Raw genomic sequence first — 20,839 nt, forward strand, 5'->3', positions numbered from 1 at the left:
TCGATGCGAAAGAAAATTTGGTTTATATGCCTTGCATTATTTATTACTATGATTTTCACTTCATGTAATGCAACAAATGCAAATTCGAAAGGGAAAATTAAACTTGGTGTAACAAGTTGGAAAGAAAACATTGCAACTGCGAACATGTGGAAAGTTCTATTAGAACAAAAAGGCTACAAAGTTGAACTCATGTATTTAGAAAAAGCGGCAATTTGGACTGGTGTGGCTCGCGGTGATGTTGATGCTAATTTAGAAGTATGGCTACCCGTTACGGATAAACCACTAAATGATCGTTATAAAGATGATATTGTCTTAAAATCAAAATGGTATGAAGGAACCGGACTAGGTTTAGTTGTCCCTTCTTATGTAAAAAACATAAACAGCATTGAAGATTTAAATGCACATAAAGATGAACTAGATAACAAAATTGTCGGTATAGAACCCGGAAGTAGTCTTATGAATTTAACAAATAAAGCAATGAAAGAATATGATATAAAACTAAAACTTGTCCAATCTTCTGAAGCGGCGATGATGAGTGAATTAAAGAAAGCATATACGAAAAAGAAACCAATCGCTGTTACGCTTTGGAATCCGCATTGGGGCTTTTCAGAATTTGATTTAAAATATTTAAAAGACCCTAAGAAAGTATATGGTGAAAAAGATGACATTTATTACTCTGTTCGTAAAGGTTTCGAAAAAGATCATCCAGATATCATAAAATACTTTGACAAATGGAAAATGAACGATGAACAGCTTGGTACATTAATGGTCGAGTTAAATAAAACAAAAGATTCCGAAGAAGCGGCGCGAAAATGGATTAAAAAGAACCAAATGTTAGTTGATCAATGGATTAAAGATTAAAAAACCAGGCTAGAGAATGAGCATATTCTCTAGCCTGGTTTATGTTATTTTTTCTCAACGACCCCATCAACAATCCCATATTCTTTAGCTTCCTCTGCTGTCATAAAATAATCTCTTTCCGTATCATGTGCTATTTTTTCGATTGGCTGTCCTGTTCTATCAGCAATAATCTTATTAATGTCATGCTTTAATTTCAATATTCTTTTTGCTGTAATTTCGATTTCTGTTGCTTGCCCTTTTACACCGCCAAGTGGCTGATGAATCATAATTTCACTATTAGGAAGCGCGAATCTTTTTCCTTTTGCGCCAGCTAATAGTAAAAGGGCACCAAATGATGCTGCTAAGCCCATACATAGCGTTTGCACATCCGGTTTAATAAGATTCATTGTATCTAATATTGCAAATCCCGCTGTCGTTGAGCCACCAGGACTATTAATATACAGAAATATATCTTTCTCCGCGTCTTCCGCTTCTAAAAATAATAATTGCGCTACTACACTGCTCGCAACCTGATCATTAATCTCTGAACCGATTATAATAATGCGGTCTTTCAATAACCTTGAATATATATCATAGGAACGTTCTCCTAATTTCGTTTGTTCTACAACATATGGAATTGCATTCATTTTAAATTCCTCCAATAATTGTTATGCAACGCAAAGCATACAACTGTAGGAAGAAGGTTGTTTCACATTAAATAATAAGACTGGCTGTTTAGATGGTAACTTAGTAAAATCTATTGTCGGAAGAAGTTTCGTTAACAATTCTGGTCTTTCCTCACGAATAGATGTTACAACAACTTCCATATCATCTGTGAATTCGACTATCTCAATCCCTTCTTCACTTACAGTTTTCACCCTATTTCTACTCCGAAACAAAGAAGCTTTTACTGCCCCTTCCGATACGGAACATACTTTAGCAATATCAGCGATACTATATCGAAAAACATCCTTTAATAATAAAATCGTGGATTGCTGTACATTTAATGAAGATAATACTCTCCCTACCATTTCATGCAAATCTGCAATATTCTCTTGTGGCTCTTCAAAAGTGATTTGTTCTCTTATTTTTTCATGAACAGACTTAGACTTCATCTGATCTAACCAACGATTTCTTGCTATTTTATAGACGAGTGTCATACAAATATCTTTATTTCTATATTTTTGAAGTACTTTACACACTGTTTCTTGGGCGAGATCTTCCCCATCCCATTTGTTTTTCGTTAAAAAAGTACAGTATCTTTTTAACTCTCCATATTGTTCAATTAAAAAGTTTATATTTGAATGATTCATATCGATATGGTTCTTTAAAACATGAGTTACTTTTGTGCACAAAATAACCACTCCTTTTCAGCGCTTACTTAATAAACGATTCAACATTAAAAAAAGTTACGGGGATATAAAAAAATAATGTTTATGTTCAATAATTCGCGGTCATAAATATGTTATGTACCATTTTACGTGAGGAGGAACAAATTTGCCAAAATTAACAATTGAAGGTACGGGAACTTTTGATGTAAAAGAAGGCACAAAATTAGTATTAGCAATTGAAGACAACGGTGTAAACATACTCCATCGTTGCGGCGGAAAAGCACGTTGCACAACTTGTAGAGTAGAAATTATAGCAGGTGATTTTTGTGAAGCGAATGCAAATGAAAAAAATGCGATGACGGAAAAAGGGATTGAAGATCATTTACGATTATCTTGTCAAATGCGTGTACATAAGGATATAGTCGTTCGTCCGGTACTTACAGTTGAAAATTCAGGTCTTGATGCTGGACCACGCCCGGCGGAGTAAATCGATGAATTTAAAACAACTCGCTGGTGAATATGCTGCTTACTTTGTAAATGATGGAATGAAGATTGGGCTTGGTACAGGTTCTACCGTATACTGGACGATAGAAAAATTAGGTGAACGTGTAAAAGAAGGACTATCATTTCAAGCTGTCCCGACATCAAAAGAAACTGAAGTATTAGCTCAGCAACTAAATATCCCACTAATTTCATTAAACGACATACAAAGCCTTGATCTTACAATTGATGGAGCGGATGAAATTGATTCAAATTTACAATTAATAAAAGGAGGCGGTGGCGCATTACTTCGTGAAAAAATCGTTGCCTCCTCATCTAAAGAACTACTTATCATTGCTGATGAATCAAAACTTGTAACGCATTTAGGTACTTTTCCATTACCTGTTGAAATCATACCTTTTTCATGGAAACAAACCGAAAGTAAAATTCAATCTTTAGGATGTCAAACAACGTTACGCTTAAAAAATAATGAAACGTTTATAACCGATAATAATAACATGATTATCGATTGTATATTCCCTAATCATATTTCTAATCCTACCCATTTACACACTGAATTAAAAATGATTACTGGTGTAGTTGAAACTGGATTATTTATAAATATGACGAGTAAAGCAATTATCGGGACTGAAAATGGGATAAAGGAGTTATAACGAGGGCTGACTGTTTAAAGTCAGCTTTTTAATATGCTCTTCTTCTCTTAATAGCACTTTATTATGATATACTATGAAAACATACGCACATCACACTAGAAAGGACTGAACAATTTGCACTCCAAACTCATAACAGAACTTACAGATTTAGAAACTGCATTTCACATTCGAAAAGAAGTATTTGTAAAAGAACAAAATGTCCCACTTGAAGATGAATTCGATATGTTTGATGAAATCGGAGAGAAATGTAAACATATTTTAGTTTATTATAATGAGCTTCCTGTAGGTACAGGCCGTATCCGATTTGTTGATGGCGCTGGTAAATTAGAACGCATTTGTATTTTAAAAGACTATCGTAAATTCGGTTTAGGAAAAGTAATCATTCAAACGTTAGAAGAAATTGCTCGTAATGAACAAGCTACAAAAGTGAAACTACATGGTCAAACACAAGCTGAAGGATTTTATAAAAAACTAGGTTATCAAACTTCTTCTAATGTATTTATGGAAGATGGCATTCCGCATATACTTATGACGAAAATGTTATCATAATAAAAAGAGTAGTATATGAAACTACTTTATGTATTCATATACTACCCTTTTTTATTAATAGAAAAATGAATTCTCAAGATGTCCTTTTGCATCAAAGCCCATTATCTCTTAGTTTATATCTTAGTAAAGCTTATACTGTTTTCCATAATGATAAGGCATAAATCCAGTTTGGATCCCCATTTCCTTTATAACTCTGGACTGCTTCATATACTTTTCCCTCGTATAGAACTCTATCTCCCTTTTCATATGCTTTCGTTGCATTCCATTCTTCATATGAAGCGCTTTCAGTTTTTGTAGTAATTGTGAATATATCACTCTGTACAGATTCATTTCCAGCTACATCAACAGCTTTTACTACATATTTATAAGTAGTATTAGAGAGTAAATTTTTATCCATATAAGAAGTCGTATTGGATGTTGCAATCTTTTTCATTGATCCTTCTTCTTCTCTATAAATATCGTAATGGTCTACACCAATGTTATCGTCAGAAGGACTCCACATTAGATCCACACTTGAAGATGTTGTTCCCATACTATGTAATCCTTTTGGTTGTGTTGGTGCTTCTGTATCGGGAGCCTCAACTGCCGTTTTTACTGTAAGCGTTACACTTTCTTTCGAAGCATTTCCAGCTGCGTCAATTGCTTTTACAGTATAAGAATATTCCGTGCTTGGTTGTAATTTTTTATCAATAAAATGAGTGCCCGGTACTGTATCGATCATTTCTCCGTTACGGAAGATTTGATATCCTTTTACCCCTACATTATCCGTAGAATCGTTCCAAGCTAGTTCTATACTATTCGCTGTTACTTTTTGTGCCTGAATTCCATTTGGAATACTTGGAGCCTCCGTATCTGTTTTTATGTCATTGATGAGATTAACATCAATAACATTATAGAATGCATTTGCTGTATCAGCTACATCCCATACTGCTAAAATCACATGATATCCACTACGATCAGTAGGCACATTGATTTTGTGCGTTAAATGATTTGAAGCCGCAGAACCATCATGTTGTACAGTTCCAATTGGTTCAAAATCTGCTCTTGTTAGCGCTTTATTTGGGTTCCATCCTTTTTTAGTAATATAGTAATGCCATTTGCTCGTTAAGTGAGGCGCTGTATACTTCCAAGTAAATGTATTTTCTCCACCAGTGATTGTATTTTTAAACCAACGATCTGCTGTTTGTTGATCTAAAATACCACCAAATTTGCCACCTGCAGAAGCAATTTTTCCATCAATTGGGCCACCCTGCGGGAAGCCTTTTGGAGCTTCTAAACTTTGTGGTTCATACATAATACTTCCGCAGTTTACATTCAGTGCACCATAGGTTGGACTACATAAAGCAGATCGGCTGCCAGGCTTTTCAACAAAACCGTGCGCGTATGCGTTTTGAGGAATAAGTGTCGTGCCAATAATTCCAGCTGTTAATGCAACAGCTCCTAGACTTTTTTTGTTCATTTTCATGTTTTGTAGTTGTTTTAATAATCGATTATTCATATTCCTGTCCCCTTCTTGTTATACTTTGTAGTGTAATGTGGGCTTCGATGTAAAAGAATAACAAGAGACAATCTTGCATCGATGTATGTGTTACTTATGCATACACCGCAGTGAAAATATATTTCTTTTTATGTGAAACATTTCACTTAATGAATATATCATGACATAGAAATCACCAAAACATGTGCAGAAGTTGTGCAGAAACTGTGAAAGCATTACTAACATGTAAAACTATGGCCAGAATTTATAAAACAAGATATTTAATCTTTCAAAACAATTGATTCTCCGCTTCATATAACAGAAGAGTGTCTATATCATTTCATATAGACACTCTTCTCATGTATAATATTCCATTTATTACTGACCTATAAATGTAAAAATCTCATCAGTAGCTTCCTTATAGCCACCAGATTTTCGAAATGACTCCTTCAAATGCAACGCAGCTTCTTTATATGATGGATTATTTAATACAAGTTCTACACTTTTACGTAGTTGTTCTACAGTTAATTCTTTCATAGATAACTTAATTCCAGCTCCTAGATTCTCTACTTGCTTTGCGATTACTGGCTGATCTGCACTTTGCGGAATTACAATGAGTGGAATCCCGTTATATAGCCCTTCATGTGTACTGTTCATTCCACCATGTGTAATAAACAACTTTGTATATGCAAGTAGTTTCGTTTGTGGTACATAGTTTTTCACAATGAAGTTTTTAGGAATGTTACCTAAATCACTTATGTTCGTTTTATTACCAATAGACATCACAATTGTATGCTCGCTATTCTCGAACGCCTTCATACAAAGTTTATAAAAATCAAGCGCTTCATTAAAAACAGTGCCTAGCGAAATGTAAATCGGGCTTTTTTCTTCAATTGAAGTAAAATCAAAGTCTTCATTTTTTACTTGTGCAGAAATAGATGGGCCTACAAATTTATATGTTTCATTAAACGTATCACCGAAAGGTTGAAACTCTTTAACCGTATACACAATAGTGAGTGGCGCTGGGTTACAAAAAACTTCATACGGTGAGTTTATTTCAACACCATATTTTTCTGAAATTCCTTTTGTTAAGCGTTCAAAATCATTATGTATGTTATCTTGAACTTCCACTGGTATATTTTTAGACAAGTGATCTAACATTTGTTCAAATGATCTTTCATCCTGCGCAAAAGATGTACAAGAATTTATTGCTGGAAGCTTTAGAATTTGAGCAATTAAACGACCGCACCCAAACATCGAATCGTGAATGATGTAATCAAACTGCTCCCCTTCAATTTTCTCTAGAACACTAGGTATTACAATATCTGCTGTATATAAGAGACCATTTATTCTTTCTTGCAAATAATTTCGACCACCGGAAAGAAATGCTTTTATAAATCTTTGTTCGTCAATTGTTCTTACAATAGCCCCTGTTTTTTCAATACGTTCTCTGAAAGCTTCTATTGAAAAATAAACTACCTCTTCCCCGCGCGAAACTAATTCTTCTACAACTTGCAACGTTGGATTTATATGTCCTTCTGATCCAGTATTAATGAATAAAACACGTGCCACTTTAAACACTCCTTAATTTAAATCTTCTCTATATTATTTTGCTCTTATAATTCTTCTAAATGGACTTAGCGAGCCTAAATCCAAGGTCATCTATATAAAATGTTGGATGACTACGGCGACGACAAGTCGCGCCACAACCTCTAGCTTTTTCAGCCCAGCTACCACCTCGAAAAATCCGGTATGATCCATACACCTTTTCATCATACAAATCATAGCACCATTCCCAAACGTTCCCTACCATATCATAAAGTCCCCATGCATTCGGTTCTTTTTTACCGACGGCTTGAATTTCTCCATTTGAATTTTCATTATACCACGCTATTTTCTGGAGTTCGCCATATGTATATCCTGGTGTGCCTGCTTTACACGCATATTGCCACTCTGCTTCTGAAGGTAATCGGTACCCATTTGAATCTAAATTACAACTAACAATTTGACAACCGTCATTAATAGAATAATATTCTTTTAACCCCGCTTTTTTTGAAAGTAGATTACAAAACATAATGGCATCATTCCATGAGATATTTACAACTGGTTTGTTTTTATCTTTGGATAAATTTGAGGTATGATTTGTAATCGCATCATACAATTCCATCGTTACAACATACTTTGCAAGAAGAAACGAATTAACTTGGACTTTCCATTCTTTCTTTATTCGATCATCTCTTAATTCTACTTTTCCTGCTGGAATTTTCAACATATTAGAATCAACTAGCCTAATAAATCTATCCAATTCTATACCCCCAGGTTATTTCTTTTTATAATCTAACTATTTATAGCATCGTACTTCTCTAAAAATAGTCTTACTCCATTTGTAGATTTTAAAATAATAACATCTTTATCCTTACTCAATTGATTTAACTTCTTTAAAATTGTAGGTCGCTTCGTCTTACGATATTCCCATATCCATTTAAAAAATTGCAAATCAAACCTTTCTTCACACCCAGCCCCCATATCTGGTCTTGTTTTATTCCGATATTGTACAATCCTTTTAAAAGCTCGATATATACATATTGTTCTATGAATATCAAGAAAGATAATGGTATCAGCTGCGTTCATTCTTATGTCCATAGTCCCGCCATAATTCCCATCAATAATCCACTCATCTTCTTTAACTAATTCATTTTGAACCTTTCTTTGCTCTTCTTTCGGTACCCCTTCCCAGTTCGGTTTCCAAAATAGTGCATCAAGATGATGTACTTTAATATTTAGTTTATTTCCTAGCTGTTTTGCTAATGTAGATTTTCCTGAACCACCAGAACCAATTAATATAATTTTTTTCATTTTCGTACGACCCTTTCTATTGACTCTTCAATAGCCTCTTTATTTGCAAAAATCCAAAAAAATATCTCTTCATTTAACTTTAGTAAATCTTTTAGCTGGACAAAATAAGCAATAAATATAGCTTGAATAGAAAGCATGACATACCAAATAGATTGTAGTTCTTCTTTCGTTAAACTGTTTTGTTTATTATACCCTTCAAAGATTTTGCTGATGATATGTTTCCACTTCTCTCTTAATGCTTCATCACTATATAACTCACTCAAAATACTCGTACAGCAATAACATAAATCAAATAATCTTAAATTACTTTCTACTAGTTCAAAATCTATAAATCCTTGAAATTCATTATCTTTAAAAATCACATTCGATAAGTGCATATCACGATGAATAATTTGTTTTCGTAATGGGTGGACCTTTTCCTTAAAATCTGTATGTATTTGATTCATTTTTCGAATTACATCCTGATGAACATGCTCATTCTTTTCTAAATTAGGTAAAGCCCATTCGTATACCAATTTATACAAATCTCTTTTTGCCAACTCATTATTACTATTCACCGAATTAAGTGCTTGGTGTAGATTAGCTATTTCTTCTCCAATTAAGCTTCCTAGATTTTTCAGATTTTCTGGATCCTTTATTTCAAGTACACTTCCAACAACATATTCGTATAGACAATAATACCTCTCTTTATAAACTACATACTTTTCACTATTACTTGTTTTCACTAATTTTTGTACTTTAACCCCTTTTTCCTCAAGCTGTTCTAATGCGTTTATTTCAACTAAAAGCTGTTTTATCGATCCCTTCTCCTTTAAAATATAGGATTTATTATTACAATGAATCTTTATTACATTTGCTTTTATTTCAGTAGTTGTGACATCATAATCATGAAACCAAAATTTCACAATTTCTAATATATCCTTCATAATAAATATCCCCCATTTAAACTCACTTATTTCTTCCGTAAAATCAACTCAAAAAGAAATCCTATTCCAACACCAATTGTGTAAGCCACTAAATCACTCCACAAAAATCCATAACCTAACACGAGTCCACCTAAAGTCGTTGCACGAATGCTATCTATCCATTCGGCATGGTACAATTGGCTCACTTCAATCCCGTAGCAAAACATTAAACTAATAAAAGCCAATTTCTTCGTTTCTATTTTAGGAAATAAAAATCCGAATCCAATGAAAATCATTAACGCCCATAAAGCATCACCTAAATAATCATTTAATAGAGTCGGCAGCGCAAAAGCAAACTTTCTTGAACTAAGCCCTAAAATAATAACAAGGATTGTAAACGTTGCGTATAGTGTTGCGTATAGTAATCTATTTCGTTTCGTATTCATTTCAAAACTCCTAATTCATCATTTAAAACTGCAAAATAGCTAGTAAAATATAATCATTTTACTAGCTATTTATTAACTGCTTTAACAATAAGAAAATGTGGATTTGTATTTAAATAGTGATAAGATTTTTCATTTACTTCTTTCATCTTTTCAACTGGCCTCGGTTCAACCATTTTTTCTATCACAAAACAATTTGTTGTTTCATTAATTATGTCTTGAAGTGACCTTCTAAAAAAACTAACTTCTATTGTAATATTTGGTTTAACCCAAGTATCTACCAATAGTTGTTTTTCGAAATAATTTTCACAAGTAAACTTTGTAAAGTCCATAAAAGGATGATGAATAGAGTATATAAATTCTCCACCTGGCTTCAGTACGCGACGAAACTCCTGAAATACTTGATTCCAATTTTCTAAGTAATGAAGAGTTAACGAACTTACAATTACATCAAAAGTATGATCTTCAAACGGTAATACTTCTTGCAAGTCATGACAAAGAAACGTTGCCTTATCACCCATACTTTCCTTTGCAGCTTTTACCATTTCAGAACTTACGTCAATTGCTGTTACATTTGCTCCACTTTCTACAAATTGAGAAGTATACCATCCAGCTGCACACCCAGCATCTAACACACTCTTCCCTTCTAATTTCTTTGGAATCATCTCTATCATCGCTGGTCTTTCATAATAGCTGTTATATGGATTTGCGACATCTAGATTTTCTTTATATGTACTCGCTAATTTATCATATGTATCTTTAATCGTGTCTTTCAACATACCCACCCCTTATACATATTAATCTAATAACTCTTGCTGCTTTTTCTTTGAAAATGACTGCAGAACTAAATCATACGACCAATCAATCATCTTATTAATTTGCTCCTGCTCTACATCTTTATGTATATACACTGTATTCCAATGTTTTTTATTCATATGATACCCTGGAATGATTGTTTCTGAATACTCTTCTCTTAATCTTAGCGCAAGTTCTGGATCACATTTTAATGTTATTGCCGCTTTTTCGCCTTCTTCATGGTTCAATATCGCAAATATTTTATTGTTAAGCCTCATACATGTTGCATTCCAACCATCAGGAGAATCTTCTGTCGCTTTTCTTTTCGATAAACAATATGCTCTTGTTACCTTCATTCTAATTCGCACCTCATATTTCTTTCACTATTTGATTACGATGCATCACAATTTGTTTCGTCGCTTGAAATTGCTGTTGACCATAAAACTTTATAAGTTTCTCTCCACAAAATAGGCTCACAATATCGATATGAGATATCTCTTCAAGCAACATTGTAAGCATCTTCTCACCAATACCTTTATTTCTTACACTCTCATGCACAACAACATCTTCTATGTACGCTCGAAAAACACCATCTGAAACAACTCTAGCAAAACCAATTAACTCATTTTCTTTCCATACCCCAATTGCTATACTGTTTTTTAACATTTTTTGAATATCGATTTCTTTTCTTTCTGGCCACCAACCGACAGAATCGTAAAGCCTCTTTAATTTTTCTGAACAGATTGGTTTCTCATCTTGTAATTTATACGTATACATTTTCTTTCTCCCATTTAACATAATATAAATTATTATAAACGATTTTATAAATTTATATTATGGATTTTACAATTGCAATATAAACAATTCTCTAATACCTTTCCTATCTCCTCTATTAAGTTAGATTATTTCAAATTAACGAATTTATGGAAATACAAAACAACTAATAAAATATTTACCTATTAAACTTTGAATCACTTGTAAGAAATGGTAAAGTTAATAAGGTAAAAAATACATTAAGTGAGGCGATTTTTTGAAAAAGTTTAGTTTATTACTAACAGCATTTGTCATGATTTTAACATTGTTCATTCCAAATCTTACAAGTGCTAAAGCTTTCCCAGATGTCCAATCTAATCATTGGGCACTTAAGGAAATTAACTATTTATCGGATAAAGGTATCATTAAAGGTACACCAGAAGGAACTTTTAAACCGGGTGATGATGTAACTCGTGGACAAATGGCCTTAATGCTAGATTTATCATTAAAATTAGAAAAACCATCTAGCTATAATCATATTTTTTCCGATGTAGCCAAAGGTATCTATTACTATGATTCTGTACATAAGTTAGCACATAATAACATTGTACAACGTGAAACAAACTATTTCCCTGACCGTTCATTAACTCGTGCAGAAATGGCAGTAGTTTTAGTTAAAACTTTTAATTTGAAACCTACAGGTGCAGACGTCAATTTCCCTGATGTTCCATCTAATCACTGGGGTTACAATTATGTCAAAATTTTAGCGCAAAATAATATTACCGCTGGATTGCCTGATGGTACATTTGGTCCAGATGTAAAAGTAACTCGTGAGCAATTCGCTGCATTTTTAGCCCGTGTATTAGAACCAAATTTCCGTCCTGCTCTTCCTAAGCCTAAAGGAGAGTTAGAAGTTCATTATATTGATGTAGGACAAGGTGATGCTACTTTTATTAAATCTCCAAGTGGCGAAACGATCCTTATTGACGGTGGTAACAACGGAAAAGGTAAAGTAGTAGCAAATTATTTAAAAGGATTAGGATTCCAAACTATCGATTATATGATTGCTACTCATCCTGATGCCGATCATGTAGGTGGATTGGATGAAGTACTTTATGCTATGAATGTAAAAAACGTTTACGCACCTAAAGTAAGCCATACGACACAAACGTTTAAAGACTTTTTAACTGCAGTAGCTAACAAAGAGTTAACTATTAAAGAAGCGAAGTCTGGAGTAACTTTACCAATCAATGGTTTAAACTCACAATTTTTAGCTCCTGTTAAAGAATACGGTAACGATCTAAATGAGTGGAGTGCTGTATTAAAAGTAACACATGGCAGCAAATCTTTCTTATTTACTGGTGATGCTGAATCTAAAAGTGAAAAAGATATGCTTGCAACATATGGTTCTAACCTAAAATCTGATGTATTAAAACCTGGTCACCATGGAAGTAAGACTTCTTCTTCTCAACCATTTTTAGATGCAGTGAAACCAAGTATCGCTGTGATCAGTGCAGGTGCAGGTAACCGATATGGCCATCCCACACAGGAAACTTTAGCAAAGTTAAATGCAATGTCTGTTAAAATATACAGAACTGATTTAAACGGAACTGTAATTATTACTAGTGATGGTTCTAACATTTCTGTAAGAGCGGAGAGATAATTATGAAAAGAGGTATTATTGACCGTTTTGAAGGCGAACTAGTAGTTATTGAAGTGAATAACGTAACAATTGATGTACCTAAATCCAAACTCCCTTCCACTGCAAAAGAGGGTGATGTTCTTATAATAGAGGATGATACGTATACAATTGATAAGGACGAAACAGATAAAAGAAGACGTGAAATACAAGATTTAATGAATAAGCTATTTGAATAGTAAAAAAAGAAAATCCTTGTAATACGAATCGAACTATTTCTTCGCATAATTGCATCAGATTGATTAGTTTCTATAAACTAAAAAAAGCATCGCCCTATTGGCGATGCTTTTAAAATCCAATTTTCTTGCAAAACACGAATACTATAACCTCTTCTCTAAAAAGTGTTGACTATGCCCTTTAGGATGATCTTCAACAACACCATATTCTCGGTAGCCATGCTTTTTATAAAACTCTGGCGCTTGAAAACTAAATGAATCTAATAATATTAATCTACAACCTTTTTCCTTCGCAATGTCTTCAATTTTATGTAATAGTTGACTACCATAACCATCATGACGAACTGAATCATCAACCCATAAAAAATCTATATGAAGATGATAAAAATACATCGTTCCTGTTACTCCGCCAAAGATTTTCCCAGCCTCATCTTTCAGAACAAAACTTACTTGTTCCATCGGCTGTTTTGCTTCATCTGTTAAAATAGACATGTTATATTGAATGACTTTATTCTTTATATATTCTCCTTCTATGCGAGTACCATTCTCTATGCGTTTCATATATCTCTTCCTTTCAACTTAGTAAGCTACCTCTCATTTTTACTTTTCCTTTTTAAAATACTAATAAATACGAAACCACCATAAATAACAAAGCATGAAAAGCCAATTATACCTGGTACAGAAACATAGCCTATTCTTATGTAACTTATAACTGCAAAACAAGCGATAGACAGTAAAATAGATGGCCAAAATAAAAGAGCTGTTTTTCTTCGTCTCTCTTTCTTCTCAGAAACACGTGTACCAAAAAGTAATACAATACAAATGAGGATCGCTGCAAAATAAATAGTATCTAATGACAAATTGTGATCGTATAGTGCGATACCCACTTCAAGAGCAATAATCGTTACAATTAACATAATGATTGTTGATGTCTTTAAGTTTCTTTTCAATTACTCACTCCTAGCGTACTTTCACTATATTCTTTGTATATGTACTTCAAAGCTACTACAAAAGCTTCATCTACCTCTTTATTTTCACGTCGATTCGGTAAATCTTTTCCCCCAATAACATAAAGAAACGGGAATTCGTTAAATATTCCTATTATACCAATATTTATTGCAGCTGAAGATAGTCCACCTGTCATATGAGCTAAGTGATATGAATGTATCCCTTCATATTCACCTTGCTGTCTTACCATGCCGCTAATAATTGGTTCCCATAATTCTGCTTCTGATTTATAACCCTGAAAAATATGTACTAAAAGTGAAAGAACTTCATTTAATTCTCCAATATTTTTCTCATCTTTAGCGTCCTCTTGTATATGAATTTTTGACAAGTACGTTTGGGCATACATTTTCACAGCATCCCATCCACCACAGTACATTACAACTGACTGTGCAACGTAACTATCATGACATGCTATCATCACTTCTACTGCTTTACTAAGTGTTAAAGTCCTTCTTCCTTGTAAATGTGGATACAACTGCGCACTATCTTCATTTGGATTAAATTTAACATGATGAAGTATATCATGCCAATTACGTTTATTTTCCTTCACCATTTGCGCTACTACAAATCCGATTACTACTTTTGCTGCCGATGCTAACGGAATATTTAATTCACTATTATATGAAGCAACTATACGATTACTTTTTGTAGAATAAATAGCTATCCCAACATGATCAGATTGTATCTCTTTCATTTTTTGAATGACAGTTTCCATTTTCATTCCTCATTTCATATCGTTTTATCACCTTTAATCATTCAATATAGAATGTAAAAACCCCTTTTTTGCAGATTAAATAGGCTTTTACAATAAGAAAAAGGTAGCATGAATTACTCCTTGCTACCTAAAAGATACATGTTTACGAAAAATCTCTATTCTTCTAAAGGATTTTTAGGACCATTAAGCTCCAATTGATAAAAAGCTAAATCTAGCCATTTATTAAACTTATAACCAGCCTTTTTAATCGTCCCTGCATGAACAAATCCATAGTTTTCATGTAAAGCAATACTTTTCTCATTTTCCGCATCAATTCCAGCAATTAAAGTCATATATTCTCTTTCTTTTGCAATTGTGATCAATGCTCTCATCAAAGAAGTTCCAATCCCACATTTTCTATATTCCTTATCAACATACACAGAATGCTCAATTGAATATTTGTAGGCAGGCCAAGCTCTAAACGGACCGAATGTCGCAAATCCTACTACTTTATTATCTAGTTCGTATACAAAAATCGGATAACCATCAGCCTTTTTTTGTTCATACCAATCTATTCTATTTTCAAGGGTTACGGGTTTATACGTATATACAGCAGTTGTATTCAGTATCGCATCATTATAAATATCTAAAATGTATATTACATCTTTTTCCGTTGCTTCCCTTATCATCCTTTTCTTCCTTTCATATACGTTCTCTTTTTAACTACCTATTTGTTACACGAACACTAGCTTTTCGAAAGCCATCATAAATGTTTAATGCAGCAGATAAAACGTAAATGAGAATACCCCCACCAATTAGCCACTTTTTAAGTTCTTCCGGAGAAATAGTGAACACATTTGCCACAAACGTAATAAATCCATCGGTAAATATGTGTGGATTTACTACAATTATAATGAATACTATCGTTCCAGCTATTTGGAGAATAGTATTCCCGATTGCCAATCTTTTCGTCCATTGTCCCTGTACTAACTTATAAAGAGATATCGCTATTTCAAAAACAATTATCATCACAACGATTGGCCAATACTGAAGTAACACATCTTGATTAAACGTTGGTGCGACAAACTTCAATCCACTTCCCGTACCACTGTATACGCCAACGAGATGATTCGCATAAAAATAAAGTGTAGCCCATATTGCCGTCCACATTAACCCTCCAAAAACTTCAAACTTGGAGATTGCTTTTTTCTTCGGAATATGCGAAATGTTTTTCAAATCATCTGGCGTCCACTTTTTTAAATTTGTCGTCAACGGCTCGGTATCTTTGTTTTTATCCGTTCTTTCTAAAATAGCAAATACGAGTGTTAACCAGAAAAATACATGGAGGGCTACTTCAAAAATTTCTCCAATGCCTTTACCTATTACTTGTAAAATAACATTTAATACTGCTTGATCACCAGTATAACTTAAAAAATTTTCTGCAACCATTGCAATGAGGGCGATAACGGCTGCAATTGGAATGATCATTTTTAATAATGTCGTATATACATCAAAATAACGCGGTCCAATTAAATGCATCGGTCTATCCAAATATCCATTAGCTAATGAAACCGGACTCCCCAATTTTTCAAGAACTCTTTTTTCATCATCTTCATTATAATCATCAGGCAACATATCCTCAATTGTTGACCGTAGCTCAAGAATAATATCTTCACGATTTTTTTCAGGTAATCTCTTCGCTACTTCCTCGACATAAATATTAATCAAATTCATTCTTGTCCTCCTCCTTTAATAAGTTATAAAGTTCTTTCGAATCCTTTATCCATTCCTTTCTCAACTGCTGGAATATCTCTAATCCGTATTCAGTTAAAACATAATATTTACGAGGTCTACTCTCTGTTTTATCCCAACTACTCGTCACTAGCTCTTGCTTTTCTAACCGGCGAAGTAGTGGATATAAAGTACTTTGATCGATTACGATTCCTGATTTCTCTAATAATTGGACAAGTGAATATCCATACTGCGGCGTTCTTAATTGGCTTAAAACTGCTAATGTTAATGTACCTCTTCTTAGCTCAGTAATTAATGAATTTAATAAAGTATCCATGTATTCACCTCATTTCCATTACTATATGTCATACAGTATATGTTTTATACTATGTATCGTACAGTATTATCGTGACAAAAACAATAATTATTTACCAAAAAATAGATAATAAAAAGCACAAACTATACGATTTGTGCTTTTCTAACTAAATTATTAGTTTATACCATTCTTATTTTTGTACCTATGGTAAGGTAAACTCTCCGTTTTCTTTAGGTAATGTAACAACATCTATAATCGCATCAACATTAATTACTCCATATACGTGCGGATATTCTTGACCATTAGAAGCAGGTTCATATTTTGTTTCTGCTTTTACAAGGGCTGGATTAATTGTAAGTAATAAAACATCTTCTTCATGAACGAAATGTTTTTGAGCAACGTTTAAAGCTTGTTCTAAAGATGAACAGTGTATAAACCCCTCTTCTTTTAGTGAAACTTCATTAATCTCTCCATTTATCTTTGCGATTTCCCAATTTCTCTTTGTTATTACTTTTGTAATCATAGTTATTCTCTCCCCGTACCTGTATATAGAAAAACAAGTGGTCCTTCTTTTTGTTACTAGAAAAGCCTCTTGCGTTTCATTTTTATTTTAATCCGTTAATTAAAGACGATGCTTCTCCGCTATGGAAAATCCATAAATCATGAAGTGACCTTGTACATCCGACATACAATAACTTTGCATCGTGTTTTGTATTTTTGTAATGTTCTTCATCAACATCAATTAGTAGAACAGCGTCAAATTCTAGCCCTTTCGCCAAGTATACAGGTACTACTGAAATACCACCTTCATATTTACTTTGACCTGCTTCAATGACGTTTACAGCTACTCCTGCCTTTGTTAATTTCTCATATATATCGCGACATTCATCATCTGTTCTTCCTATTACCGCAATTGTTTTCACATCATCATTTTGTAAATGCTTTAACGTCTTCATAATCTCATTTAACTGATCTTCTGCTTGGATTACTTTGACCTCTTCACCACTACGAAAAACTGGTGTCGCAAGCCCTACTGGAATCTCGGCATTTTTAATTATTTCGTTCGCAAATTCAATAATTTCTTTTGTAGAACGATAGCTTCTCGTCAGTTCATAATAGCCTGTTTCTTGGAATACTTCCTTAAAAGCACTCCAATCGTCAATCCCTTGGTAATCATAAATCGCTTGAGATAAATCACCTAATATAGTGAAAGAATTACCTAGTGTAATTTCTTTTAATACATACACTTGGAATGGTGAGAAATCTTGCGCTTCATCAATAACGACGTGATGAAACTTTTGCCCAATTTCAATACCTGTGATGCGGTGATGTATGTATATTAAAGCTGGTAAATCTTCTACATACACTTCTTTTTTACGACAACTCTTTTCAGTTTCTTTCACAAGTTCTTCAGGTAATACTTCGAGTATTTCTTTACTTTTCAATATTGAACTATATATTGAAAGTGAGCTCATTTTCGGCCAAAACTTCATATAACTGTTCAATCTCTTTGTCGCTTCTTTTTTTAATAATTTCTTCTCGTTTGTTTCTCCATACTTTTTCAGTTCAATTTCAATCCAGCGTTTCATACGGCCAACTAAACGTTCTCTTCTTTTCTTTAATGGATAATGTTTATACTCAACTTGCATCCATTTTTTTATATCTTCCACTGGAATAACAGCGTTATCCCATGCCTCAAAATTACTTGTTGGTACTAGTTCTTTTTCAAATTGAACCATTTGCTCTTCAATAAAGGACTTAAATTCTAGCGTACCTTTCAATTTGCCAAGCATAACCTTTCTTTCATCACGATTAATAGAAAATGCTTCTTTCAATTTTTCATCTGTCTGCTTTAGTTTCACCGAATCATCTAACGTACGTAATGCCCAGTCCGGAAATGTTGTTTGACTAATATTCCCGACACCTAATTCAGGAAGCACACTCGAAATATAATCTAAAAACAAACTATTCGGAGCGAATACAATCATTCTTTCAGCTTCTAGCTGCTCACGATATTCATAAATTAAAAAAGCAAGGCGATGTAAAGCGATCGTTGTCTTTCCGCTCCCTGCAACGCCTTGAATTAATAATGGCAAGTTTCTTTCTGCACGAATAATATCATTTTGCTCCGATTGTATCGTCGAAACAATATCCTTTAGTTTATTATCTTTATTCTCACCTAATCGATATAGAAGAAAATCATCGGCATGCGAGACATCTTCATTTCCTTTTACATATGTATCAACAACACGTTCTAATTCTCTTTTTCGAATAGAGATATTTCGCTTTAAATAAACATCACCTTCTACTAATCCATCCGGTGATTGATAAAACGCTAATTCTTCACCGCCGGTAAATGAATAAAACATACTTGCGACAGGTGCCCGCCAATCAATTACAATTGGTTTCATCGTATCTTTATGTGAAACACCTACTTTACCGATATAAATCGGCATAACGTCTTCCTTTCCATCCTCCTGAAAATCTAATCTTCCAAAGTATGGCTCTTGTACACCGATACGTAAGTTTTGCCTATTAGATTCTCTCATACTTTCAAGAATTTGTTCTTTAAAATCATCTCCATAATAAACTGGAATTTTTTCAAGCTGTTCTAATTGATCATCCATCGTACGTAATGTATCTTTCATTTTTTGTAACTCTTCTTCAAAAATGTTGTTCATTTGATGATTCCCTCCTGTCCGTTCTAAATTTTCAGTCGAAATACAATTGTATTAAAAATCTTTTTATAAAGTCAAGGGTTTTAGTTAGAATTTTTCGAACAAAAAAGAGTAGAGATTAATCCCTACTCTTTTCTATTTTAATTCGATACGCCAAACATTCGTTTAAAGTTGCTAATTCTTTATATTTTCGCTTTTCAAAGTCATATGCTCCTCCTGGAAAGAATCCTACAATACTTAGACCAGCTTCAGCACATAAATTACTAATCTCATCTACCGTATAACAACGTAAAGACTGTGTAACTATATCATTTGGATTATTAGGATGCCACCAATGATCTAACATTCTTTCATTTATGCTATCATATTCATATTTTCGCATAGCTGAACTTAAGGGCATTTCTTGTCCACTTACCTTTTTCCAATACAATGGTTGATAAATATCAATAAGTGCACATCCATCATCCTTCATCCAATTTTTAATCCGTTTTAATAGAATCAATTGTTCATCATCTGTTCCTACACCAAACCCATCTAAATAACTAACAACATCAAACTTTTCTTCGAAATTAATTTTATAAAAATCAGCGCAATGAATAGCAATATCATTAGTAGAATGCTCTTTTGCAAACATAACTAACTCTGGTACAAGCTCAACAGTAGTCATCTTTACACGTAACTTAGACATCGCCCTTGCAAAACCGCCATTTCCTGCTCCCAGTTCTAACATCGACTGAAATGGATGTCCAATTTGCTCTTTAACTTCTTTCGCAAGCTGCTCTAACCAGCTTTCTGTATTTATATCGTAATTCGACAATTCAAATTGTTTTTGGTAAAATTCCCTCACATCTAATTCTTTCATTATTCTCCTCCTGCAATAAGTTTTCCCGTTGTAGGTGACCGACTAATTTTCTGACACCTATGAAAAAACATATTTTATTTCCCCATATTTACAATTTATCAAAATAATAAGAATTTTGGAAGTAGTAAAACGAAAAGCAGATAATAGGAAATCCCATTATCTGCTCTACGGCTGCTCTTATTGTCCTTTTTGATATTCTACCCAATCACCAGAAATGATAACTTTCTTCAGCATCTCTTTGTCTTGAGCAACATACACAAATGCACGTATTTCGCTATCACCTAAATATATTGTTTCGGTGATTCGGTCATATAAATCACTCTCTGCATTACCTGTGTATTCTTCCAATTCATCTAATTTTTGCAGAACATCATCATTTACTTCATAAACTTCTCCATATACCTTATCTTTATTTGAACAAATCATCGCTGGATACCCTTCGTTTGTATCAAATAATTTCCCATACGTCCATGCTTCGTCTGTAATGCATATTGCACCTTGCATATAATGAGCATTCGCTTGCTCTTTTCTTAACGTGCCATACACAAAAACGTGATGCATAAATCCCTATC

General features: G+C 33.5%; 27 protein-coding genes. 6 read left to right on the forward strand and 21 right to left on the reverse strand.

Annotation, left to right across the window (positions count from 1 at the left end; genetic code table 11):
* The first annotated feature begins 3 nt into the window (after positions 1-3).
* Positions 4-861, forward strand: a complete 858-nt coding sequence (locus tag EKQ63_RS14780) for a glycine betaine ABC transporter substrate-binding protein (RefSeq protein ID WP_143881197.1) — start codon at positions 4-6, stop codon at positions 859-861.
* 44 nt (positions 862-905) lie between these two features.
* On the opposite strand, the gene clpP is transcribed toward EKQ63_RS14780, so the two are convergent.
* The gene (gene clpP, locus EKQ63_RS14785) at positions 906-1,487 is read right to left on the reverse strand and encodes an ATP-dependent Clp endopeptidase proteolytic subunit ClpP (RefSeq protein WP_001992188.1); all 582 of its coding nucleotides are present in this window, start codon (positions 1,485-1,487) and stop codon (positions 906-908) included.
* Between the two features lie 21 nt (positions 1,488-1,508).
* Positions 1,509-2,195, reverse strand: coding sequence for an RNA polymerase subunit sigma-70 (locus EKQ63_RS14790; RefSeq protein ID WP_143881198.1), 687 nt, complete (start codon positions 2,193-2,195; stop codon positions 1,509-1,511).
* A 142-nt stretch (positions 2,196-2,337) separates the two neighbouring features.
* Here EKQ63_RS14790 and EKQ63_RS14795 point away from each other — a divergent pair, with 142 nt between their 5' ends.
* The 3 genes from EKQ63_RS14795 to EKQ63_RS14805 all read left to right on the forward strand — a co-directional run bounded on the left by EKQ63_RS14795 (position 2,338) and on the right by EKQ63_RS14805 (position 3,874).
* On the forward strand, positions 2,338-2,658 hold the full coding sequence (locus EKQ63_RS14795; protein ID WP_087953472.1) for a 2Fe-2S iron-sulfur cluster-binding protein: 321 nt from the start codon (positions 2,338-2,340) through the stop codon (positions 2,656-2,658).
* A gap of 4 nt (positions 2,659-2,662) precedes the next feature.
* Positions 2,663-3,325, forward strand: a complete 663-nt coding sequence (rpiA, locus tag EKQ63_RS14800) for a ribose 5-phosphate isomerase A (RefSeq protein ID WP_143881199.1) — start codon at positions 2,663-2,665, stop codon at positions 3,323-3,325.
* Between the two features lie 114 nt (positions 3,326-3,439).
* A complete protein-coding gene (locus tag EKQ63_RS14805) occupies positions 3,440-3,874 on the forward strand; it encodes a GNAT family N-acetyltransferase (RefSeq protein ID WP_088328280.1) in 435 nt (144 codons plus the stop codon).
* Positions 3,875-4,004: 130 nt separating this feature from the next.
* Here the strand turns inward: EKQ63_RS14805 and EKQ63_RS14810 are convergent, their stop codons facing one another.
* The 9 genes from EKQ63_RS14810 to EKQ63_RS14850 form a co-directional block, all read right to left on the reverse strand.
* Positions 4,005-5,372 carry a lytic polysaccharide monooxygenase gene (locus tag EKQ63_RS14810; RefSeq protein WP_087953469.1) on the reverse strand — a complete coding sequence of 456 codons (1,368 nt, stop codon included), beginning with the start codon at positions 5,370-5,372 and terminating at the stop codon, positions 4,005-4,007.
* Between the two features lie 357 nt (positions 5,373-5,729).
* Positions 5,730-6,923: a macrolide family glycosyltransferase gene (locus tag EKQ63_RS14815; RefSeq protein WP_087953468.1), complete on the reverse strand. Its 1,194-nt coding sequence runs from the start codon at positions 6,921-6,923 to the stop codon at positions 5,730-5,732.
* Between the two features lie 55 nt (positions 6,924-6,978).
* Positions 6,979-7,623: a formylglycine-generating enzyme family protein gene (locus EKQ63_RS14820; RefSeq protein WP_087953736.1), complete on the reverse strand. Its 645-nt coding sequence runs from the start codon at positions 7,621-7,623 to the stop codon at positions 6,979-6,981.
* Between the two features lie 65 nt (positions 7,624-7,688).
* The gene (locus EKQ63_RS14825; protein ID WP_143881200.1) at positions 7,689-8,207 is read right to left on the reverse strand and encodes a DNA topology modulation protein; all 519 of its coding nucleotides are present in this window, start codon (positions 8,205-8,207) and stop codon (positions 7,689-7,691) included.
* Positions 8,204-9,133: a phosphotransferase enzyme family protein gene (locus tag EKQ63_RS14830; protein WP_087953466.1), complete on the reverse strand. Its 930-nt coding sequence runs from the start codon at positions 9,131-9,133 to the stop codon at positions 8,204-8,206. Before EKQ63_RS14830 ends, EKQ63_RS14825 begins: the two co-directional genes overlap by 4 nt.
* Positions 9,134-9,159: 26 nt before the next feature.
* Complete coding sequence (locus EKQ63_RS14835; RefSeq protein ID WP_143881201.1) at positions 9,160-9,558, reverse strand: ribosomal maturation YjgA family protein; 399 nt, start codon at positions 9,556-9,558, stop codon at positions 9,160-9,162.
* Between the two features lie 65 nt (positions 9,559-9,623).
* Complete coding sequence (locus tag EKQ63_RS14840) at positions 9,624-10,331, reverse strand: class I SAM-dependent methyltransferase (protein ID WP_140168765.1); 708 nt, start codon at positions 10,329-10,331, stop codon at positions 9,624-9,626.
* 21 nt (positions 10,332-10,352) lie between these two features.
* Positions 10,353-10,706 (reverse strand): MmcQ/YjbR family DNA-binding protein, encoded by a 354-nt coding sequence (locus EKQ63_RS14845; RefSeq protein ID WP_048554798.1) that lies wholly within the window; start codon positions 10,704-10,706, stop codon positions 10,353-10,355.
* A gap of 13 nt (positions 10,707-10,719) precedes the next feature.
* Entirely contained in the window at positions 10,720-11,127 is a 408-nt protein-coding gene (locus EKQ63_RS14850) for a GNAT family N-acetyltransferase (RefSeq protein WP_074602917.1), read from the reverse strand.
* 253 nt (positions 11,128-11,380) lie between these two features.
* Here EKQ63_RS14850 and EKQ63_RS14855 point away from each other — a divergent pair, with 253 nt between their 5' ends.
* Together EKQ63_RS14855 and EKQ63_RS14860 are read left to right on the forward strand one after the other, a co-directional pair.
* Positions 11,381-12,766, forward strand: a complete 1,386-nt coding sequence (locus tag EKQ63_RS14855; protein WP_087953462.1) for an S-layer homology domain-containing protein — start codon at positions 11,381-11,383, stop codon at positions 12,764-12,766.
* Positions 12,767-12,768: 2 nt separating this feature from the next.
* Positions 12,769-12,981, forward strand: a complete 213-nt coding sequence (locus tag EKQ63_RS14860) for a DUF3006 domain-containing protein (RefSeq protein WP_087997252.1) — start codon at positions 12,769-12,771, stop codon at positions 12,979-12,981.
* Between the two features lie 141 nt (positions 12,982-13,122).
* Here EKQ63_RS14860 and EKQ63_RS14865 read toward each other — a convergent pair whose 3' ends face one another.
* The 10 genes from EKQ63_RS14865 to EKQ63_RS14910 all read right to left on the reverse strand — a co-directional run bounded on the left by EKQ63_RS14865 (position 13,123) and on the right by EKQ63_RS14910 (position 20,828).
* Complete coding sequence (locus tag EKQ63_RS14865; protein ID WP_044792169.1) at positions 13,123-13,539, reverse strand: GNAT family N-acetyltransferase; 417 nt, start codon at positions 13,537-13,539, stop codon at positions 13,123-13,125.
* 26 nt (positions 13,540-13,565) lie between these two features.
* The gene (locus EKQ63_RS14870; RefSeq protein WP_074567961.1) at positions 13,566-13,928 is read right to left on the reverse strand and encodes a hypothetical protein; all 363 of its coding nucleotides are present in this window, start codon (positions 13,926-13,928) and stop codon (positions 13,566-13,568) included.
* Positions 13,925-14,701, reverse strand: coding sequence for a serine hydrolase (locus EKQ63_RS14875; RefSeq protein WP_000450775.1), 777 nt, complete (start codon positions 14,699-14,701; stop codon positions 13,925-13,927). The genes EKQ63_RS14870 and EKQ63_RS14875 overlap by 4 nt, the downstream gene beginning before the upstream one ends.
* Before the next feature lie 155 nt (positions 14,702-14,856).
* On the reverse strand, positions 14,857-15,369 hold the full coding sequence (locus EKQ63_RS14880) for a GNAT family N-acetyltransferase (RefSeq protein WP_000617502.1): 513 nt from the start codon (positions 15,367-15,369) through the stop codon (positions 14,857-14,859).
* 34 nt (positions 15,370-15,403) lie between these two features.
* Positions 15,404-16,414 carry an HAAS signaling domain-containing protein gene (locus tag EKQ63_RS14885; RefSeq protein ID WP_087997250.1) on the reverse strand — a complete coding sequence of 337 codons (1,011 nt, stop codon included), beginning with the start codon at positions 16,412-16,414 and terminating at the stop codon, positions 15,404-15,406.
* Complete coding sequence (locus EKQ63_RS14890; protein WP_087953458.1) at positions 16,401-16,748, reverse strand: PadR family transcriptional regulator; 348 nt, start codon at positions 16,746-16,748, stop codon at positions 16,401-16,403. Before EKQ63_RS14890 ends, EKQ63_RS14885 begins: the two co-directional genes overlap by 14 nt.
* A 181-nt stretch (positions 16,749-16,929) precedes the next feature.
* Positions 16,930-17,250 (reverse strand): DUF952 domain-containing protein, encoded by a 321-nt coding sequence (locus EKQ63_RS14895; RefSeq protein ID WP_140168764.1) that lies wholly within the window; start codon positions 17,248-17,250, stop codon positions 16,930-16,932.
* 82 nt (positions 17,251-17,332) lie between these two features.
* Positions 17,333-19,408 (reverse strand): HelD family protein, encoded by a 2,076-nt coding sequence (locus tag EKQ63_RS14900; RefSeq protein WP_087953456.1) that lies wholly within the window; start codon positions 19,406-19,408, stop codon positions 17,333-17,335.
* Positions 19,409-19,523: 115 nt separating this feature from the next.
* On the reverse strand, positions 19,524-20,267 hold the full coding sequence (locus EKQ63_RS14905) for a class I SAM-dependent methyltransferase (RefSeq protein ID WP_087953455.1): 744 nt from the start codon (positions 20,265-20,267) through the stop codon (positions 19,524-19,526).
* Positions 20,268-20,444: 177 nt separating this feature from the next.
* Entirely contained in the window at positions 20,445-20,828 is a 384-nt protein-coding gene (locus tag EKQ63_RS14910) for a gamma-glutamylcyclotransferase family protein (RefSeq protein WP_143881202.1), read from the reverse strand.
* Positions 20,829-20,839: the final 11 nt, after the last annotated feature.

Source organism: Bacillus sp. BD59S, from assembly GCF_007363175.1.
Taxonomy (GTDB): Bacteria; Bacillota; Bacilli; order Bacillales; family Bacillaceae_G; genus Bacillus_A; species Bacillus_A pacificus.

What these genes read in the sequence shown, in the direction of transcription:
- EKQ63_RS14910 (WP_143881202.1), bottom strand. Translation starts at nt 20,828, where the DNA reads ATGCATCACGTTTTTGTGTATGGCACGTTAAGAAAAGAGCAAGCGAAT.
- EKQ63_RS14880 (WP_000617502.1), bottom strand. Translation starts at nt 15,369, where the DNA reads ATGATAAGGGAAGCAACGGAAAAAGATGTAATATACATTTTAGATATT.
- EKQ63_RS14820 (WP_087953736.1), bottom strand. Translation starts at nt 7,623, where the DNA reads ATGTTGAAAATTCCAGCAGGAAAAGTAGAATTAAGAGATGATCGAATA.
- EKQ63_RS14895 (WP_140168764.1), bottom strand. Translation starts at nt 17,250, where the DNA reads ATGATTACAAAAGTAATAACAAAGAGAAATTGGGAAATCGCAAAGATA.
- EKQ63_RS14850 (WP_074602917.1), bottom strand. Translation starts at nt 11,127, where the DNA reads ATGTATACGTATAAATTACAAGATGAGAAACCAATCTGTTCAGAAAAA.
- clpP (WP_001992188.1), bottom strand. Translation starts at nt 1,487, where the DNA reads ATGAATGCAATTCCATATGTTGTAGAACAAACGAAATTAGGAGAACGT.
- EKQ63_RS14885 (WP_087997250.1), bottom strand. Translation starts at nt 16,414, where the DNA reads ATGAATTTGATTAATATTTATGTCGAGGAAGTAGCGAAGAGATTACCT.
- EKQ63_RS14900 (WP_087953456.1), bottom strand. Translation starts at nt 19,408, where the DNA reads ATGAACAACATTTTTGAAGAAGAGTTACAAAAAATGAAAGATACATTA.
- EKQ63_RS14810 (WP_087953469.1), bottom strand. Translation starts at nt 5,372, where the DNA reads ATGAATAATCGATTATTAAAACAACTACAAAACATGAAAATGAACAAA.
- EKQ63_RS14835 (WP_143881201.1), bottom strand. Translation starts at nt 9,558, where the DNA reads ATGAATACGAAACGAAATAGATTACTATACGCAACACTATACGCAACG.
- EKQ63_RS14860 (WP_087997252.1), top strand. Translation starts at nt 12,769, where the DNA reads ATGAAAAGAGGTATTATTGACCGTTTTGAAGGCGAACTAGTAGTTATT.
- EKQ63_RS14865 (WP_044792169.1), bottom strand. Translation starts at nt 13,539, where the DNA reads ATGAAACGCATAGAGAATGGTACTCGCATAGAAGGAGAATATATAAAG.
- EKQ63_RS14845 (WP_048554798.1), bottom strand. Translation starts at nt 10,706, where the DNA reads ATGAAGGTAACAAGAGCATATTGTTTATCGAAAAGAAAAGCGACAGAA.
- EKQ63_RS14875 (WP_000450775.1), bottom strand. Translation starts at nt 14,701, where the DNA reads ATGGAAACTGTCATTCAAAAAATGAAAGAGATACAATCTGATCATGTT.
- rpiA (WP_143881199.1), top strand. Translation starts at nt 2,663, where the DNA reads ATGAATTTAAAACAACTCGCTGGTGAATATGCTGCTTACTTTGTAAAT.
- EKQ63_RS14890 (WP_087953458.1), bottom strand. Translation starts at nt 16,748, where the DNA reads ATGGATACTTTATTAAATTCATTAATTACTGAGCTAAGAAGAGGTACA.
- EKQ63_RS14780 (WP_143881197.1), top strand. Translation starts at nt 4, where the DNA reads ATGCGAAAGAAAATTTGGTTTATATGCCTTGCATTATTTATTACTATG.
- EKQ63_RS14830 (WP_087953466.1), bottom strand. Translation starts at nt 9,133, where the DNA reads ATGAAGGATATATTAGAAATTGTGAAATTTTGGTTTCATGATTATGAT.
- EKQ63_RS14905 (WP_087953455.1), bottom strand. Translation starts at nt 20,267, where the DNA reads ATGAAAGAATTAGATGTGAGGGAATTTTACCAAAAACAATTTGAATTG.
- EKQ63_RS14825 (WP_143881200.1), bottom strand. Translation starts at nt 8,207, where the DNA reads ATGAAAAAAATTATATTAATTGGTTCTGGTGGTTCAGGAAAATCTACA.